Source organism: Bacteroides timonensis (assembly GCF_000513195.1).
In the GTDB taxonomy this organism is placed as follows: domain Bacteria; phylum Bacteroidota; class Bacteroidia; order Bacteroidales; family Bacteroidaceae; genus Bacteroides; species Bacteroides timonensis.
This window is the reverse complement of the sequence record NZ_CBVI010000008.1, coordinates 80325-99047: the sequence shown is the minus strand read 5'-3', so window position 1 is coordinate 99047 and position 18723 is coordinate 80325. Positions and strand designations below refer to the sequence as shown.

The window sequence follows — 18723 nt, the reverse complement described above, 5'->3', positions numbered from 1 at the left end:
GTCCCCTCAACCTCTTCTGTGGAGACAATATGCCCTACCTACACCTCCAAAGACGTAACCGATAGGTTGTTTATTCCAGTCCGTTCCTCTACGTGGTTGTGAATTTACTTCCTTTTTGGATTGCGTCAAACTCTTGTTTATCTCCTGAGCATGAAGAGAGAATACTCCCAGGATACTGATTGCTAATAGAATGATTTGTTTTTTCATATTTTATGTATTAGTTTTATATTTCATTTACTATGGATACTTTCAAAAGGGATAATCCTACTTACTATAAGGAGGCCACATCCTGATATCACGCATGGTGGAAATAGGTGGATAGTACAAGCATCCATTTAAGTACCTCAAATCTTCAACACTGACATCATATCGCTGCAAAATATTATAATTCTTCTGAATTATATTCCAATCATACATATTTACTGTATCGGTAGCTAATATAAAAATACGCATCGTATCAATACCCAAGTACTCAAATATTTCATCCCAATCTGGTATTTTCCCTACCCCGCCCATATCGCGTTGTTTCCCTTTAGGGATTTTGTGAAGAAGATTAAGAGCATCTATATTCGGAAGTATCGTATCCGCATCTGCCGTAGTTTGTACTCCTCCCAACAATACAGATATATCCTGTGCTGATTCGTTTTCTAAACATAACCGTGCTTCGCCTTTTTCAAGACAACTATCGCAAGAACCCAATAACAATAAACATAATACAGATTTTAATATTTTCTTTCTCATACTGTTTAGTATTTTAAGTTAGTACTTGCCGGTGTGTAAGTTGGGGTTTTATCTTCATCCCATGGCACATCATAATATTTTTGGAAATATTCTTTTCCTCTTCTGCTTGCATCCATCTCATACCATTTTAGAGAATGTGTATCATATTCTTTACCAGGTATATCCTTTGATTTGATTATACTTAAAAGACTGCGAGCACCCACACTGATCATATAACCCCACCCGTATTCTTGGCTTTGTAGGTAATGTCCATATTCATGCATATAAAGCTGATCTTTATCGGGAGCAAATTTCCCATCTTTATCTCTAGGCATAGTGCCTTTATCATTGATGTTGATATAACTTCCCAAAGTCACGCCATTTTTTTTAGAAGATCCTTCATTTACTACAAAAGTAGCCCCACCTCGATACCCGACATCATCCACCTGACCACCCCAATTACGACCTATCGAATAAGCCTCGCCTACAATTGTTTGCGGAAGTTGCCAAGTAAAACGGCTTAACAATTCCCAGGATTGTCCCCAAAAGCTCTTATGTTTATCTGCCGTAAATAAACCTCCATATATCTTTACCTCATTTTTGAAAGTACTCCATATTGTTTTTATAATATTTTTCTTTTGGAAAATAGCTTTCCAAAAACCTGCAAATATTGAAAAGAAGAACTCTCCATCTTCATCAATATACCTTAATGGATTATTCAAGCAATAAGAATACCTATTATAATTCTGGCTCAAATATGGATCTTGCAACTGCGGATCAGGAGACAGGAATCTGCCTATAACCGGATCATAAAGCCTTGCGTTCATATTAATCAAACCAAAAGCAGTCAGATGCTCATGCCCAGTATAACCTCTGCCCAAGAATAACGTAGGTTCTGTGCCAACCGCATATAAAGCTTGGTTAGCAGGATTCCTCAACCTCCCCCATGCATCATAACTTAACTCCTGCTTCAGCCCACCCGAAGAATTAACGATATGAGTTATACTGCCCAGATAATCTTTGCATAGATAGTAAACAGCCCAAGCCCCTGAACCTTCTTTCACATACACTGCTGCCGCTGAATATGCATCGCCGCCAAGGTACAGAATTTCTTTTGAACCCGCAACTCCTGTCTCGAATTCATATTGATTTCCCCAATAATATTTATTGAGTTGAACTTGATTGTTCTTCTTCAGATTCATTTTGGCCCTATTACCTTCCCCATTATATGTAAATGTTGCTACATAACCATTTTCAGTAATAGTCTCCGGTCTTCTTAAAGCATTATAGGTAATCTGTTGTTCCCGAAGTGGAACTTCCGTACCATAAGGAGTAATCGAAGCTATTGCATAAGGTTTCTCATCATTATACACAAAAGCTCCTACATTAGATATATTGGTTATATTTCCATTGTTACTATAAGCAGCCGTTTTTCCGGCAAAGCTTGTTAATCTGTTCAGATTATCATAACCAAAGCTCTCCTGAATGTTCCTCACATTGTCTTTTCTCCAATTCAGATTACCCGTCTTAGCATTAAAATTATATCCGGAATTCTGAATAACAGTAGAACCGTTTTTAACTACTCTACCCGTTGGAATCCCGTTTGCATCATAAGAATATGTACGGGTCAGAATGCCTGTGCTTACACCGGTCGTTAATCCTAATGAGTTTTCAGCAGTTAACTTCCAGATAGATGTCGAGTTATTAAGTTTCACTTCCGAAAGATTACCATAGGAATATGTATAGTTTTCAGTCACAATACTGCCGACATTAGAAGCATACGCCAAGCCTGATATACGCCCACTCGTGTAAGTAAATGTTTTTTCGAGCCATTTTCCATCCACATTCGTTTCTTTCATAGTCCTCAGCCTCATCAAAGCATCATAAGTATAGGTTTTAGACGTCCCGTTTGAACTTACCTCAGATTCTATGAGATTGTCAGCATTATAGCTGTAGTTTATTGTCTGTCCGGCAACCTCCTTTTTTGTTAAACGATGAAAATTATCATAAGTTTTCTTCGTAGTATTTCCATTGGCATCAGTTTCCAGAACTCCATTCCCCATAGCGTCATAACCGTATTCGATTAGTCCGAAACTTGGGTCATTCATCGTAATTCGTCTGCCAAAATCATCATACCCGAATGTAGTTGTAATCTGTCCCGGAGCAATTACGCTATTCATCTGGCCGTCTGGTCTATAATTATAAGCAGTGGTACCTGCGGGGTCGGTAACTGATATTATATTTCCGGAAGCATCCTGTTTTTCTGTTTTTGAAACACCATCTACCACCGAAGTTACGCTTGTATTAGAGTATGAAAAAGTGTCCTCCTTACCGGATGCATATTTTAATGATATGATCCTATCATTAGAATCATAAGTATATGTATTCCATTGCGCAGGAGTGGCTCCCTTGAACGGCACGGAAACTTTAGCCAACCTCCCTCTCTCGTCATACACATTATCGGTATAAATATAATTCCCGTCAAAGCGTTGTTTTCCACTTCTTACTTCCCTCCCTAAAGCATCATAATAAGTCCGGGAAGTCGGAGCGCCTGTAGCAGAAACGGTAGTAAGCCTTAAAGCTGAAGCCGGAGCCGTAGCCCAAGAATATGAAGTAGTTTCTACAGAACCATCCGGAGAAACAGTTTTTACTTTTCTACCCCAATCATCATATTCGAACGTGGTTTCCTGTTCTTTATGATTTTTTACAGAGTAAAGTAATCCCTTCGGATTGTACGCATACGTACTCACAAGATTCAAAGGAGCCGTTTTCTTTATGACCCTCCCATAAGAATCGTATTCATACAGCGTTTTTAAGGTAGTAGCAGCTCCATACTCTGTCAGAAATTCCTGAGTAACCAGCCCATCTTTATATGAACGATTGACTTGAGAGGCTGATTTCCCGTTTACATAATTCACTGTAACAATCGGAAGCTGATTATTATCAAATACAGGTATGTAATTTCTGCCGACCCATGTTAAACCATCTTTTGTTTTAGTGGTTACCTGATCATATAACAGCCCTATTCTATAAGTCGTGCTATTGTCTATGTTATGATAAGACTTATCAGTTGTTATCGTGAGACCATCGCTGTAAACAGATGTTTCTTTCGTTACATTACTATAAACATCATAGACACAACTGGAATTTACTGTCACGTTTTTCAACTTATCTTTTTCTACCTTGCTGCTCGAAAACATCCTGATTAGCTTATTTGACAAGGTAACCATATGATAGCTATAAGACGATTCCACGGTTGGAGTAACCACTTGAGTAATGAACCCGAACTTCAAGGGATCAAAAGTCTGTTCAGTCTGAATTCCCCTGTTATTGTCATATATCCTAATTTTCCTGAACCCACAGAAGCCTAATCCTTGACGATGCGCAACAGCATCATTATAATAATACGATACAGAAGATATATATTTACCATTATAAATAGAGTATGCATTACTCACCATATTAACGTCTATATACAGCTTATTATATGGGAAACCCACACTATAGTCAGATGTCGTCCAATACATACTGCCATTAGTAAGATTTTCATAATCAAATTTCTCAATCACTCCATAACTGTTAATCATGCCGGTCAGCATTCTTCCCCGGGCATCATTACGTGTAAAGGAAATTGGAGTGACAGTGGCATCTTTAATACTTAGCAATTGGCTGGTCCTGCAACTATAACCATCTCCTATAGTTCCTGTTATAAAATGAGATTCAGAATCTACAGTCACCTTTGCAGATTCGGCCATAGTATTCAGTTTACCGTTCTGGTTCAGATGTACACTGATTTGAGTTCCGGATTTTACAGCTAAATCGGGAAGTTTATCACCATTCAGATCATGAAACAGAAACTGATAATTGGTATCGGAATTAGATAAAAACTCAAATGTGCTGCTTACAAATCCACTGCCGGTTGCCAACAAAGCAGTCCAGGTTTTATATGTACTATTATAATGAGTTACCGGATAAGAAATGGGTCTAATACACGGAGTGGTCAGTTCAAGAGGCTTATTGATATCAACCTTACCACTATTATCAGGAAGAAAAGGATCCCTTATTATCGGATCATCAATAATCTCACCTCTACAGCCACTACATTCACCGCAAGGACGTTTTTTCATTTCAATCCAGTAATCATTCCTTTTAGGACCTAAAAGAAAATCCGTAAGTCCGTCACCATTAATATCCTCAACCAGTAATTCTCTTTTTGAACTACTTGATATATCCGTATTCCTGATACCACTTGTATATGCAATCTGCACAAAAGTACCTCCCTGATATGAGTAAATATAAGTTCCACTTCCGTTTATGAGGCAAATGTCCGTTCTCCCGTCCCCGTTATAGTCGACAGCAAAAAGCGCATCTTTAAAATAATCAAATAAGAATGGAGTTTGATCATATATCTTAGTCCTCAATTCCAGATTAAACATAGTGGTTCTTGACCATGTCCTGGTTTCTCCCTTCGGAAGTTTGTTGCCCGAAACGGCAACCAGTTCCATCTTTCCATCTCCATTGAAATCTCCGGTAATGAATAATCTGGGAACAGCACTTTGTCTGCTACCTTCTGCAAAAGTTCCTTCTAATAGGAAGGATGCATTCCGGGCTGTCATATTCTTATCATAAGTAGTAATATCTACTTTGGCACTGTTCTGATCATGCAACCAATAATTAATTCTAACCAGTTCATCATTTCCATCGCCATCTATATCAACAGGATATAATTTCTGGAATCCATTACCTGCCTGAATCTTTACCGGTGAACAGAGGTAATCTCCGAGATTCTTATAAACCAACAGATTCTGTGCAGGATCATATTTACTTCCATACTGATAATTTCCTTTTTTATCATAAGCGGTTATACCATAAGATTCAAAATTAGGATAGGCAACGAGTCCCTCACTCCGAGTAAGAGAATTAAACTTACCCTTATGCAGGATAAGATCAGGAGCCTTACTGTTAGCAAAATAAGTTTCAAGAAAAGCCGTGCTTGTCTGGAAACGACTTTCGTCAGACTCACCTCCATAATAGAACATCAGCGGATTAACTTCTTTGCCATTCGATTTAAGACTGATTTTAGACAAGAAACTATATATACTTGTGTCATAACTCAGCGTATAAGTACTAAGAAGCATTGATGATTGATAATATGTATCTATCTTCGACAATAACTTACTATCCTTCATCAGCCGCCCTGCTATATAAGAAGATTGAACATCGCTTCTTGTCTGATAGGTAAACTTTACAGCACCATATTGAGTGGAATTACTCCCATATTTGATCTCGGTGACATAATAGACGTTATTATCCAACAGATAAGTAAAATCAATATACCCTCCGAATGCATCTACACTTTTAGTAATCGGGTAAGTAATTTGTGCCGATGTATTGGTGGGATATCCAAAAGTTACTTTCTTTCCATCCGGATACCAAACATCAAAATAATATTTTCCTGATGGTGCATAAAATGTAACTTTCACATTGCCGTGCTCTGTCTGATAATCGATTTGAGAAGACGTTTCGGATATCATAATAAGCCGACTCCCATCTAATGAATAGGCAGAATTCTTATCTAAACTAGCCGGTTTTGCATTACTTCCATCATAATAATAATTTGAATTACAAATAGATATATAGGATAATCCTCCTATACACCACCCGTATCCGGCAATACTATTCCCCATCAGACTATTATAAGATAAGGCAAGAGCGGGTTGGTGTCCGTTTTTCCCTCCATATATTTCAATAGGTACACTGTATGTGAGTGAGCCATTTTCTATTCTCGATTGAATAGGAATTTCACCTACTGCTTTTGCCCGGTCTATTTCTACCGTGCTTGGCAATTCGGGCAGGGATGGAGGCGCTGGCAAAAGAGGATCTAACGGTTCTAATGGATCTAACGGATCTAATGGTTTCAACGGGGGGTTCAAGAGAGGGGCGTCTAACGGAAGAACTTTACTTCGGACATCACTATCTTCCGACGACAACTCATTGACTTCTGTCACTACTTGATACAACCCGTCCGCATCGGCCTCTTCCATAAATTTATCTTTTGATAAATCTATAACAAGAGAGTCCCGATCTACTGAAATCTGGGTATATCCTGACAAGGAGTATAGCAGTACTAAAATAAAAAATATATTTCTTTTCATAACAGAGTATTAGCTTTAGGTCATTTCTATTCTTTAACTATTTTCCAACTGCTGGTATTGCCATTATAGACTATCTGCATGATATACATCCCCGGAGTTCGATCAGATATATCTACCATATTGGACTGAGATATACTGCCCCATTCTCGCAGCAATGTCCCGGTAAGATCATAGAGAGATATCCGGGCATTCTCAAACTTCTCAACTCCTGAAATATCAATTTTGAGTATACCACGGGTAGGATTGGGATAAATTGTCACTTTAGTTTCCGAAAGTTTTTCTTCATATGTGGAAGGCTCTCCTTCATCATCGCTCAAGACTCCCCTTGTCTGAACCACAATCTCCTTTTGGCGAGTCAACCGATTACCGGCACTGTCATTGGTATATTTGATTTTGTTTTGGGCGTATGCATCAGCAGCATCCCACATAGATAAAACCGCGAATAGCAGAAATATGGCAACTATCCGTTTAGATGTTTGAATTCTTAAAAGTAGAAATGTTGTTTTCATGTGATATAAGATTTTATTGACGCTTCAAATAACCACAACTTTCACATAAAAACAAAATATTATATGGTAACAGTGGTAACAAACCTACTTCAGCAAGAAAAGTTGTTTTGCATCTTACAGTTCTTCCAGCCTCCGTCAACTGCCCTATTCATCGGCTTTCCGGCTGAAAGAACTGTAAGATCTGATTGGTTAAAAAGACATAACCACCGATTATAGAAAACGATTTAAAAGTAACATCTCAGTCCGCCTTGAATTCCCAAACGATTTACTCCATGACGGTCATTAATCACAATCATACCTGAGTAAATGCCATCAGGACGGGAGATAGATGCCCGCCACCATCGCGCACCCAGCCCCAGTCCTATTACTTTATTCAACATATATTCCACTCCCCAATTGAGCTCTGCCGCTACCCCTGAGAACCGGTCATTGCCCGCACCGTTCCAGGTATATCCGATACTCGCAGTTCCCCTGACCATCCACCTTTCACCCAGCTTCTGGCAATAGACAAAGACAGGAGCCACATAACCCAACGTCACAAGTTCCTCCGGGAAATCAGTAGTAATAGCCTCACATTCCACTCCAAATCCATATCCGCCGTCACCGACCCAGTTATACGCTACTTTATACTCTCCCCCTCCTTTCCACTTGTAAGATCCCGAGCGCATCACCACCTCACTCGTTATCCATCCATAGCCGAAATTCACAATAAACGTGTTTCTCGGTACTCTTATCCTCTTCTCCTGCTCTTTTTGTGCTTCCTGCATCCCAACCACATCTTCCATCGTGAGAACTACACTCTTTTCTTGCCCCCAAACACTGACATTCAGGCAGCATAAGCCAAACATCAATAACACATACTTCATGACTTTCATTTTATAGATTTTTCTAATATCTCATTAATAATCCCGCTTTGATAAGATACTCTATAACTATAATTGCCGACTCTTTCTTTTCTTCGGGCAAAGCGTTATATTCCTGCGAATACTCAGGATAATTCAGCAAAATAGTTCTCATATTGTTTTTAGTGATGAGTTTCACTTTCTTGCTATCAGACTCTATCAAATAACAAACTTTGTTTTTCAGTTGCTTAGACGCTACGATAGCCCCTCCTATGGCACCGAAGAGCATACCCCCCGCAACAGCCTCACTTATCTGCTTTTTGCCAATCTTAGTACCGATAAAACAAATCTTGTTTGTACCAAAGCGGAAACCGGGTGCATACCAACTGCCAAACCTGCATCCCTCATATCTTAATTGCCGACAGTTTACATACAAGGTATCCTGATGTATGATATACTTTACCTCTTTCTTCAATAGCTTATCTGTCTTTTTATCACCCGTCTTCGGTTTAAAATCGGCGCCTCCATTCCAGAATCTCTTGCTCTGGGACCTGGATTTAATAGCAAGATTCTCCAATGCAGTGAACTTTCCATCCATGTAATCGGAAAATGAAAGAGCATATCTGCTCTGAGCAAACGAAGTGGCTGCAAATAACAGAAATATAAAACATAAGATGTATTTATTCCGTATCATAAAACTTGTATTTGAATATAAGAATTTTTAATTCGAGGTTCTCCGAAATGATTCCCAATAAAATATTGGGCTGAATGGAGTACAGTTTATTTCCACAAGTTAAAGCAGTAACCTACATGAAGTTCCACCCCGAAATTATGGGGAGACCTCGTTATTTTGTTTTCGTCGAAAACATCCTCGAACGTACTTTTAAGAAATTCCTTACTGACGGGAAGAAGGCCGTACTCCACTGCGCCACCGACAAAAAAAGATTTGTACTTGAAATCTACCCCGGCGCTCAATCCAATGTCCAATCGTTTCAAGCCTCTGTCTTTATTAAAAGTATCAGAACGAAACCTTCGATGAGTACCCAAGTCTTCAAATCCTTCCGGAATAAGACCATTACCACTCCAATGAGGATCTCGTTTCATTTCACCGTCAATATTTCCTCCAATACCATAAGCGATGTACGGTCCTGCACTTATTTGTAAACCACAATCCGTATTCAAGGGTAGATATGTCGCTATTTTCACTGGAAGCTGAAGATAGATGGCATTCATTTTAGATTTTCTCGTCTCATAGAGCAGAAACTCTTCTCCCTCATATTGGCGGGTTTCTAATACATCTTCATCAATGGAACTTTTCCTGTTCAAGAGTTGGAGACCTGTCTGTAATGACCAGGCACGAACTAAAGGGAACTCCACCCCAACCCCGAAACGGTATCCGAAGTCAGCCCTATAATTTTTATCCTTTGTGATGCCACTGAAACCGGCACCACCTTGTACACTGACTTTTACTTGTGAATAACAGAAAGAGGTTGTTAGACCCAAAAGTAGAACTAATAAAACGTGCTTTTTCATATTCATATTATAATTAATGGATTATTTGAAATACAATTAATAAAACAGGGAGGAAATATACCGTAAAAGCATTGAACATGCAAGTAATAAAACGAAAAAATATGGATAGCCCATTCGGCCGGATATATCGTCCGGCTGAATGAGTACTCTATCACTTATTTCTTCTTAAACTGTTTTTTCAATTGTTCAATATGTTTCATATAGTTTTCCCAGTCTTGCTCATTGCACCAGAACCATTTTCTTTTAAGCAAGTTATCGTCCGGTTGAGGAATTTTCACACTAACAGGAACAAACCGAAGAGTATCACCGATATCAGAAGGGTAACTTTTGGAAAGTTCTCTTTCTCTTTCAATAGTTGTGTTATTGAAATCATTTATACACAGTATTGTATTTTTATCGATGATTTTATACCATTTTTCCGTTCCTCTTCCAGCATCATTTAGAGATTGAGTTTCTCGTATATACTGTATCTTTAATGTATCTCCATAGATCTGGTAAATTCCAATAAAATATGTAGAAGTAAAACGCTCTTCTGAAAATTCCTTCAACTTTTGCAATTCAAGATGGTCACGTTCAGGATAATACCCTTCAAAAACTAGTCCATTCTTATAAAAAAATGTGCGCCGATTATAATAACCGTCCGTATTAATAAGAGTATCAATCCCTGTATACACATCTGCATAACAGTAAGTAAATGCTCTTTTAACATCATTAGGAATCCCCCTGCAAGATGATAAAACAGACAGTACACATAAAAAAAATATTATTTTTTTCATATTGAATACATTTTTATTTTCCCCATAAACTCAAAGGATTATAATAGCCCGAATAGAAATATCCGCCCGCTTTAAAGTTTTCATAATTCAGATAAAAATTCTGATTTCCAAAACCGGTTCGCCCATGAATTCCATTCTGCTGTAAATCCTGGAACACTTTATGGCTATAACCAACGCGCGTAATTTGATTTCCTCTTCTATATCCAATCCATACAGGAGCCGAGAAAACCTGTCCATTTTTCCAAGTGCTATAACCTTCATTTCTATTTTTACCCCATATTGGACTACGTGCATTTTTATCTTGCTCTTCATTACTTGCATCCAACCCATCATTTGTATAGATATAAGACCCAAATAAAAAATCTCCAACACTCAGTTCAAACGCATTCGTCCTCCATCTATCTCCATCTCCTCCTAAAGATTTCATATCATTTTGCAACGCAAAAGAACCACCTTTCCAATATGCCGTTATATTAGCAACTCTTTGTGCGTTCGATTTTCCGTCCGGACCTTGAGTCTTCCCATAATAAGTCAAACCATATCCGACTCCAACGCCATTATAGGTTGCAGAAGCATTCCACCCCCAATGATTATCACCCACTCCACACTCCAACACTGACACCAATGCTAAAGTCTCCATGAACTATTTTTTAATCTAATAATTTCTTTACAACCTCTGCCATCCATCCTTCATAATTACTTATATTATCCACGGACACTTCTTTAAAAACTATTTGTTTAATTTTCTCTCCATACTCGAACACAATAGCAGATTTCTCCGGATGCTCCTGTAGACGCTTATAAATCCTCTGGTAAATAACCTTACTCGAAGGATATGAAAGTCCTGCAGTATGAAAGAGGATTAGATCATTTTTCTTAAATAATATATCTATCAATATCGCGGCTTTTATTCTTATATGTATGATATTATCTGCATATATTTTATCATCCAAATTAAGTTCTTCAAATAAAAGATTGATTTCATTAGTAGAAAAGCCATACTTCTTCAATAAATTAGAAAGTCTTATATGCCTGAATATTCTAAAATTCTCAAAATAGATCTCTACTTTTTCTTCTATCCTTGCTTCGTCCATAAAAGGATCAGTATACTTCTTGCAAAAGATATTTAGAGGAAAAGTGCACTTCTTGTTTTGGGAAGATATAATTTTCCCAAAATTCGGTATTGCAGAGAAACATACATAAAATCTACCTGCAAACGCTGTAAATGAACTTATATTTCCCAGATTATATATTTTAAAATAATAATTATCTGGCGATTGGGAAGCTGTATGATCTATAACCATAATTCTTAGGATTATTAATAGTGAAATTTCCGTTATTCAGTAATGAATTAACAAATTTGTCATTGCCAGTTGATAAATAATATCTGATAGCAGCATTCATCCGATGGTTACCATCTGTAATGGTTCGCACTCCTTCATGATAAAATCCCGCAGCACCAGATTTATCACTAAAAGTACCATTTTTCATCTGTTCATAGTACATATCTACTATATCCTGCTTTACACTTTGTTGTGCACTACGCAAACCTAATTGCGCTGCTGTTTGCTGTATTTGCTTACTTTGATCAGAAATACCTGTCCAAATATCCACTTTATGGTCCAGCGAATAGTTTGCTGCAGCTCCAACCGCTGATAATCCGCTTGTCATAAAGCTCATCTTGGCACCACTCCACATCCCATCAAGAAAGGAAGTATTGGGATCATCATCAACTTCAGCCATCACACCACCCATCAAAGTACCGAAAGGCAAACCGGAAACTTCATGAGTAATTAGATTCTGAAGCATTGGAGATTTTATGTTTTGGGTAAGTTTCTCGATAGGACCGACAAACCGACCGGCAATCTCACCGCCAACATAAGCCATCGTACCAGCCATTATGCCATCAAACGCAACTTGTTGCAGGTTGATATTCTTCCACCCATTGTTAAAACCTTGACCAATCGCAGAGTTTGCAGCACCGGTACCAGCAGCAATACCAATAGCGGCACCGGGGAAAGCGACAGTCAATGCACCGGAAGCGGCGCCTGTAGCAAAATAGGACAATCCTTCCCAGCTTAAATCCGCACCATTCGCAATCCAATTTATCGCTCCTCCAATAACTGCACCAATAACTATATGCCAGAACTCTCCATCCGGATCCGTATATATTAACGGATTATTCAAGCAATAAGTATATCGATTGAAATTTTGTGAGAAATCAGGCATCTGAACAAACGGATCAGGACTCAAGAACCGAGCCAGCAATGGGTCGTACATACGGCCGTTCATGTCTATCAGCTTGAACTCATCCAGATGTTCATGTCCCGTATAGCCACGGTGGAACTTGAAGATATTATTAGCTACCGTACGTCTGCCCCAGACATCGTATGAAGCCTTGAAAACCTCAGTACCCGCATTGTCGGTCAACTTCACAACACTGCCCAAATGGTCTTTGTGGGCATAATAAATCTTATCAGACTGGCCGGATTGTTTCACATATACCGCTACCAAGCCGTTATTGCCACCAAGATAATATAATTGTTTCGCTACACTGCCTTCGGTGACCATCTCATAATCGCCCGCATATACAGTCGTACGTGCAACCGCATTGTTCGTCTTCAACGTGGATTTCCAACGTTGGCGATCAGGACCATACGTGATGTTCAACAGGTAATTGTTCGAACCGACCGTTTCACTGATGGAGGAAACTTTATCAAATGCAGTATACACAATGGTCTGGTTATTCTCGGAAATCAGGCCGCCGGTATTGTCAACGGTACTTACCGCATGAGGTTTGTCATAACTATATGAACCCAAGCCTGTTTTAGAAACAATATTACCATTGGCATGATAACCCATATTCATGACTGTAGAACTACCTTGCTTCACAACAGTCAAACGATCCGCGCTGTCATAAGTGAAGGACTCCGTTTGCCCAATCATACCCGTACGCGAAGTAAGATTACCTGTAGCACCATCAAACACATAGTTCATATTATGCAGCGACGTAGTGCCTTTCATCGTCTTCAGGTTACTAAGCAAACCTTGCGAATTACGGGTTTCGGTAGAAATCAATGTACCGCCAAGTTTGGTAGTAGTGACAGTTCCGGTAGTTCCCGTGAGTTCCCAAATAGGCTGTGTACCAGCCAGTACTTGTTGTAAATTACCATAAGCGTCATAACTACGATTTACAGTTAGAGCTCCCGGATAAGTTATTCGGCTCAATTGCCCCACTGCATTGTAATCATAGGTAAACTCCAGCAATCCGGAATTATCCACCTGACGCTTTTCGGTGGAAATCCGCCCATATTTATCATAAGTATAAGCAATATAGCTATCACAGGTCTGCTCCTTTATTAGACGCAGCAAGTCATTACCCGAAGTTCCATAAGAATAGGTGGTGGCAATCCCATCCAGGACAGAAGTTTTCAGGCGTCCTAAAGCATCATAAGTATTCGTTGTCGTTTTATTCTTGCTATCAACCTGAGTTTTCAAACGTCCGGCAGCATCATAAGTATAGGTTATGCTACCTGCATTAGGGTCAACCAATGTCTTCTGATTGCCGATATCATAATAAGTCATGGTAAATTCAGCTCCCCCGGTCGTAATTTTTTTAGGCTTGCCCAGTGAGGCATAAGTATAGGTTATACTTGACACCGGATCAGTGACAGACTTCACGTTACCCCAAGCGTCATAAGTTTTGGTATAAGTCCTTCCATTTGTAGTAGTCGACACACTACGGTTACCATAAGTATACGACACACTTTTTCCGGTACTGCTCGTTTGCGTCAGGATTCTTCCACGCCCGTCGTAGGTGTAGTCCTCTGTCGTTGTAAGATTACCGGTCTGGACCTGCTCCCGGGTCACCTGTCCCTTAGCGTCATAAGTCATGGTTTTCTTAATCCTTACATCCTTGGCGCCTATGGTTTCCATCAACACTTCCCGTTCCTGATTATCATACCATGTTATCACCCAAGGCTGCCCTGTTCCCTGTGTCAAAGTGAAGAAACGCTGGGTGGGTCTACCACGTTTCCAACCGGTTTCATACTCCATTCTTCTTCCATCCGGCAGGATCGTTTTTTCCCTGTTCCCCCATCCGTCATAAAAGTGCTTTGTAATCAACCTGTTAGATGAATCGCTTAGATCTGTTTCCGTCAGCACATTTCCCCATATATCATAAGTATAATTCGTTATGGCTGATGAAGGTGAGGTATAAGTCCCGGCAACAAAACGTTTCGAGAAATCGTAAGTATAATACTGAGTAAGCGCGGTTATGCCTGTACCGCTGTTTGTAGAACTAAGCACATTACCCCACGTATCGTATGTATATTCGGTAGTTAATGGCAAGGAAGAACCATAATTTTCGATAACCTTCTTTTTATATCCTATAGCTTCGTCATACACAATGGATGTTTTCTGTGTAAAAGTGGATGCGTCATCCGTGTGTCTCTGCATTCGCGTTATCAACCGGGGTCTATAGGATTTGCCGGCTAAAATATAGTTGCCATATTGCACAGTCTTATACATATTGTCACCAAAGTCCGCCTTTTCCTCTGTCATATAACCATAAGAAGAACTGAACTGTCGGGTTGTCGTAACAACATTGCCATCAAGGTCTTTCTCTGTAGTAACAGAAGGATAGGCAAAATACTTTTTAGAGCCTTTATCCACAACAGTCATTGTAGTATTGCTTTCCGCGGTTTTACTGTCTATGGTGGTTTTACTATAAGTAGAGGAAGGGATATAAAAAGACGTATTCCATGAACTGACTCCCGATTCATTCACCGTACCCAGCAGGGCATTCTCAGCTTTCATAAAGCTTATTCCCAGTAACCCCTTTCCTTGTTGGTGAACCTTCAATCCGCCATATTGATAATTGGTTATCATATTAGCGGCTACTCCATTGTTATTGAGGGTAGTAGTCTTTACAACATGCAAAGGCATAATGCAATCCAGCATAGGGTAAGTGCTTCCGGTACCTTTGGTATAAATACCTCCATTGACAAGCGACGCATAATCAATCCTAATTGTACTACTATAGTCACCGATTATATTACACACTTTACCTGTTCCGGCATTATAACTACCGTTCTGATAGATATTCCAGGTAGGGTTGACATTAGCGTCGGTAGAGTTATAACAATTATAGCCATAATTCATTAATTCAACCTGTCCGTCACCATTAAAATCGCCCAGCGCATGAAGAGCTGTAAGAGCGTCCTCACTTTTATTAGAAGTGGCGGAAGCTACCTGGCTAAGCAAACGCCCCGTTGAACGCATCCAATAAGTATATGTTTTTTTGAATTCGCCCCAAGAACCAAGGATATCACTCTTCTTTTTATGCATGGCTTTGGTTATCACCACATCTGACTTACCGTCAAAGTCGAAATCATAAACATAGCAGTCAAACTTATTATCATCTTTCTCTGTAAAATCCTCATCATAGATGTTCAATATGCATGCCTGTGATTTTGTGAAAGTACCATCGCCATTATTCAGGGCAAAATACCACTTACTGTCACCGGTAGCGTTCATTAAAAGATCCATTAGTCCATCACCATTAAAATCTCCGGAACGAATCATCCAGACATTGCCAATATCGGTTCCGGTTGTTTTTTTAGCGTCTGAAAAGATGGTTCCGGTTAATCCGCCTCCTTGATTCCAAAAGATTGTATACCCACCATTATATATCAACAACATATCTTGCAGACCATTGCCATTAAGATCGGAAACAAAAACTTTCTTCGGCTTAGAAGACAGGGTAAGATTTATGGCGGTACGATAAATGGCAGTCCCGGAGTTGTGTCCTATAATTTCACCCGGATATTTGTTAGAGGCATGCCCTTTTTCTAAAAAGACAATCTCCCCTTTTCCATCGTTATTAAAATCACCGGTAGCATAAACCGGCATTTCACTACTACGCTGCAAGTTGTATCCGAAAGTTCCCTGTACTGTATTCCCATAAATAGCAAAACCTATTTGCTTCCAATATTCATTGATACTTGCATGAGGTATCACAAATTCATTGAGGCCATCTCCATCAAAATCAATGACAGAAGACCCCGCTTTATACTCCTTCCAATCCTCCATTTGAAATTCCGATCCAAGAGCGTATTGTCTTCCGGGAAGGAAATTAATGTTTCCATCCGAATCTTGCGAAGCCCAATAGACATAAGCATACGTATTACTCAACCATTCCCCCGATCCGTCCCGAACCTTACCCTGAAAAACTCCTACCAAATCAGCCAGCCCGTCACCATTAAAATCACCGGAGGTAAACTGTTGGTCTCCAAAGGATATAGCATTCCCGGACATATTCACTACAGGAAAGACAGACGGCATATTGAATTGGGGAGAAATAACAGATTGCTGGAAAGAAGGTAAGGGCATCCATTGCAAATAGACAGGTTTAAGGGCCTCTCCTGCACTATTCTTTTTCCTAACGTTTGCCAGACGTGAGAACTGGGTACCGGAACCATCGCTTGTGGTACTATAAGTCAATTCATAAATAAGATAAATACTATTATAGACTTTGCTCGTTATGGCTTTTAAACGGTAGCCCATTTTCCCCTTTACACCTTCTATTATGAAAGGTTGAGGATCGGGGCAAGATTCATAATCAAAAGTAATTGTGTTATAATGACCTGTAATCCCGTTCTTATTCTTCCCGTAAGAGATACTTTTAGGATATATAGTATAATCCCAAACATTGTAGGTGTAAGCCATGTAGTTACCCCAAGTATCTTCCACCCTGTCCACATACCAAGCGTATATTCTCGGCGAACTGCCTACCGTATAACCTAGCTTTGCTTCGGCTGTACTTCCATAATGATAAACCAAGCCATCAGAGGTCTGAACCTCAAACCATGTATTGGCCGTTGTATTATTATAAGTTCCATGAACAGTCACTTTAGTGAAAGGATCAGACTCCGGATAATAAACAGCCCCCTCTTGTCCGACAGTACCAGTGGAATAAATCAAACGCTTTCCATCCAGATAATAAGCATCATCGGCAGAGTAAGTCAGCGCTTTCGCCATACCATCATGATAGATATCCTTCGGCCCTCGTGTTATAGCTGATATTCCTGACAAACTACATCCCCAGCCAGCTATGCCATTCCCCGCCTGGCTGTTATACACGATAGCAAGTGAAGGTTGCAAGCCTCCTGCACCTTGCGGAACTTTAATGGGAATAGAGTAAGTAGCTCCTCCAGTGGCTGAAACATTGAATGCCCCTTCAAGTCCTCCTACAGCTACTTGTTCTTCATTATATACATTAGGAACCACCGGATAGTTAAAATCACCTTGTGCATAAGCGGTAATATTAGTTGTTATAGGTCCCGATTCTTCGTATCCTTCCGACACGACATAATAAGTGCCCGCTTCCAAATTCTTTTCTATGAGAGCAAGATCAGGAGAAGAACCACATTCTCCCCTACCATTGTTACCACTATTGTATTCTATAAGATTTCCCGAAGAATCCAATAAATACATATAAGTACATGAAACGACTGAACCGCAATGGCTCAATATCACATACATTTTTTTGCTAATAGTGAATTGATAAAAGACTTCATCCTGTCCTCTGAAGTCTTCCTCTTCATTATATTGGTCCGTAAAACGATTCGTGTCTTGCGTATCAGAATAGTATATGCTGTTTGAATGAGTACCGACAAGGATTGGATTACTCATTGTGTTTCCTACTGCAGATAATGACATTCCGGAAATTCGGGTAGTAATATTGCCTTCTTCTGTAGAATATTGCGCAACTTCTGATACTGCGTAATATGTACCCGGTTCCAATACTACGGACAAATAACTTTGACCGGATTCACCACAAACATAAGAGCCGTCATAACCACTGGCACTTGTAACCCATTTCCCCGAAGCATTCAATAAATTTATGGATGTATCTAAAATCAATGAACCGCAATGGCTTATTATGACCCTCATTCTGGTAGTCAGTGTGAACTTATAGAAGACATCATTGTGAAATGATCCATAGTTATTCGTAAAATTCCCCGTATTTTTTGTATCAGAATATTCAAAATCGGAACCAAAAGTTCCCACTTCCAGTGGGGAAGACATCGTATTTCCTTGTTGGGCATAAACAAACACTGGAAACAACAAGATAAAGAGCATTAATGGGTATTTAGTTTTCATAGGAATCCCTTTCTGTTTAGAT

General features: G+C 39.5%; 11 protein-coding genes. All 11 read right to left on the bottom strand.

Annotation, left to right across the window (positions count from 1 at the left end):
• Nucleotides 1-6 precede the first annotated feature (6 nt).
• Nucleotides 7-207 (bottom strand): hypothetical protein, encoded by a 201-nt coding sequence (locus BN161_RS30325; protein ID WP_244436396.1) that lies wholly within the window; start codon nucleotides 205-207, stop codon nucleotides 7-9.
• Nucleotides 208-264: 57 nt separating this feature from the next.
• Entirely contained in the window at nucleotides 265-741 is a 477-nt protein-coding gene (locus BN161_RS02880; RefSeq protein WP_044262913.1) for a hypothetical protein, read from the bottom strand.
• A gap of 5 nt (nucleotides 742-746) precedes the next feature.
• Nucleotides 747-6764, bottom strand: a complete 6018-nt coding sequence (locus BN161_RS02875; protein WP_244436395.1) for an RHS repeat-associated core domain-containing protein — start codon at nucleotides 6762-6764, stop codon at nucleotides 747-749.
• Between the two features lie 137 nt (nucleotides 6765-6901).
• A complete protein-coding gene (locus BN161_RS02870) occupies nucleotides 6902-7384 on the bottom strand; it encodes a T9SS type A sorting domain-containing protein (RefSeq protein ID WP_044262911.1) in 483 nt (160 codons plus the stop codon).
• Nucleotides 7385-7608: 224 nt separating this feature from the next.
• Nucleotides 7609-8259, bottom strand: coding sequence for a hypothetical protein (locus BN161_RS02865; RefSeq protein ID WP_044262910.1), 651 nt, complete (start codon nucleotides 8257-8259; stop codon nucleotides 7609-7611).
• 13 nt (nucleotides 8260-8272) lie between these two features.
• A complete protein-coding gene (locus tag BN161_RS02860; protein WP_044262908.1) occupies nucleotides 8273-8920 on the bottom strand; it encodes a DUF6563 family protein in 648 nt (215 codons plus the stop codon).
• A gap of 86 nt (nucleotides 8921-9006) precedes the next feature.
• Nucleotides 9007-9759, bottom strand: a complete 753-nt coding sequence (locus tag BN161_RS02855) for a porin family protein (protein ID WP_044263008.1) — start codon at nucleotides 9757-9759, stop codon at nucleotides 9007-9009.
• Nucleotides 9760-9914: 155 nt separating this feature from the next.
• Nucleotides 9915-10535, bottom strand: a complete 621-nt coding sequence (locus BN161_RS02850; protein ID WP_044262906.1) for a hypothetical protein — start codon at nucleotides 10533-10535, stop codon at nucleotides 9915-9917.
• A 13-nt stretch (nucleotides 10536-10548) separates the two neighbouring features.
• Nucleotides 10549-11175, bottom strand: a complete 627-nt coding sequence (locus tag BN161_RS02845) for a polymorphic toxin type 23 domain-containing protein (RefSeq protein WP_044262903.1) — start codon at nucleotides 11173-11175, stop codon at nucleotides 10549-10551.
• A 10-nt stretch (nucleotides 11176-11185) separates the two neighbouring features.
• Nucleotides 11186-11839, bottom strand: a complete 654-nt coding sequence (locus tag BN161_RS02840; RefSeq protein ID WP_044262902.1) for a hypothetical protein — start codon at nucleotides 11837-11839, stop codon at nucleotides 11186-11188.
• Nucleotides 11802-18701, bottom strand: coding sequence for an FG-GAP-like repeat-containing protein (locus tag BN161_RS02835; protein ID WP_081743617.1), 6900 nt, complete (start codon nucleotides 18699-18701; stop codon nucleotides 11802-11804). The genes BN161_RS02840 and BN161_RS02835 overlap by 38 nt, the downstream gene beginning before the upstream one ends.
• Nucleotides 18702-18723 lie beyond the last annotated feature (22 nt).

Coding starts and splice junctions, on each gene's coding strand:
- BN161_RS30325 (WP_244436396.1), bottom strand. CDS start 207: ATGAAAAAACAAATCATTCTATTAGCAATCAGTATCCTGGGAGTATTC.
- BN161_RS02880 (WP_044262913.1), bottom strand. CDS start 741: ATGAGAAAGAAAATATTAAAATCTGTATTATGTTTATTGTTATTGGGT.
- BN161_RS02875 (WP_244436395.1), bottom strand. CDS start 6,764: ATGGAAGAGGCCGATGCGGACGGGTTGTATCAAGTAGTGACAGAAGTC.
- BN161_RS02870 (WP_044262911.1), bottom strand. CDS start 7,384: ATGAAAACAACATTTCTACTTTTAAGAATTCAAACATCTAAACGGATA.
- BN161_RS02865 (WP_044262910.1), bottom strand. CDS start 8,259: ATGAAAGTCATGAAGTATGTGTTATTGATGTTTGGCTTATGCTGCCTG.
- BN161_RS02860 (WP_044262908.1), bottom strand. CDS start 8,920: ATGATACGGAATAAATACATCTTATGTTTTATATTTCTGTTATTTGCA.
- BN161_RS02855 (WP_044263008.1), bottom strand. CDS start 9,759: ATGAAAAAGCACGTTTTATTAGTTCTACTTTTGGGTCTAACAACCTCT.
- BN161_RS02850 (WP_044262906.1), bottom strand. CDS start 10,535: ATGAAAAAAATAATATTTTTTTTATGTGTACTGTCTGTTTTATCATCT.
- BN161_RS02845 (WP_044262903.1), bottom strand. CDS start 11,175: ATGGAGACTTTAGCATTGGTGTCAGTGTTGGAGTGTGGAGTGGGTGAT.
- BN161_RS02840 (WP_044262902.1), bottom strand. CDS start 11,839: ATGGTTATAGATCATACAGCTTCCCAATCGCCAGATAATTATTATTTT.
- BN161_RS02835 (WP_081743617.1), bottom strand. CDS start 18,701: ATGAAAACTAAATACCCATTAATGCTCTTTATCTTGTTGTTTCCAGTG.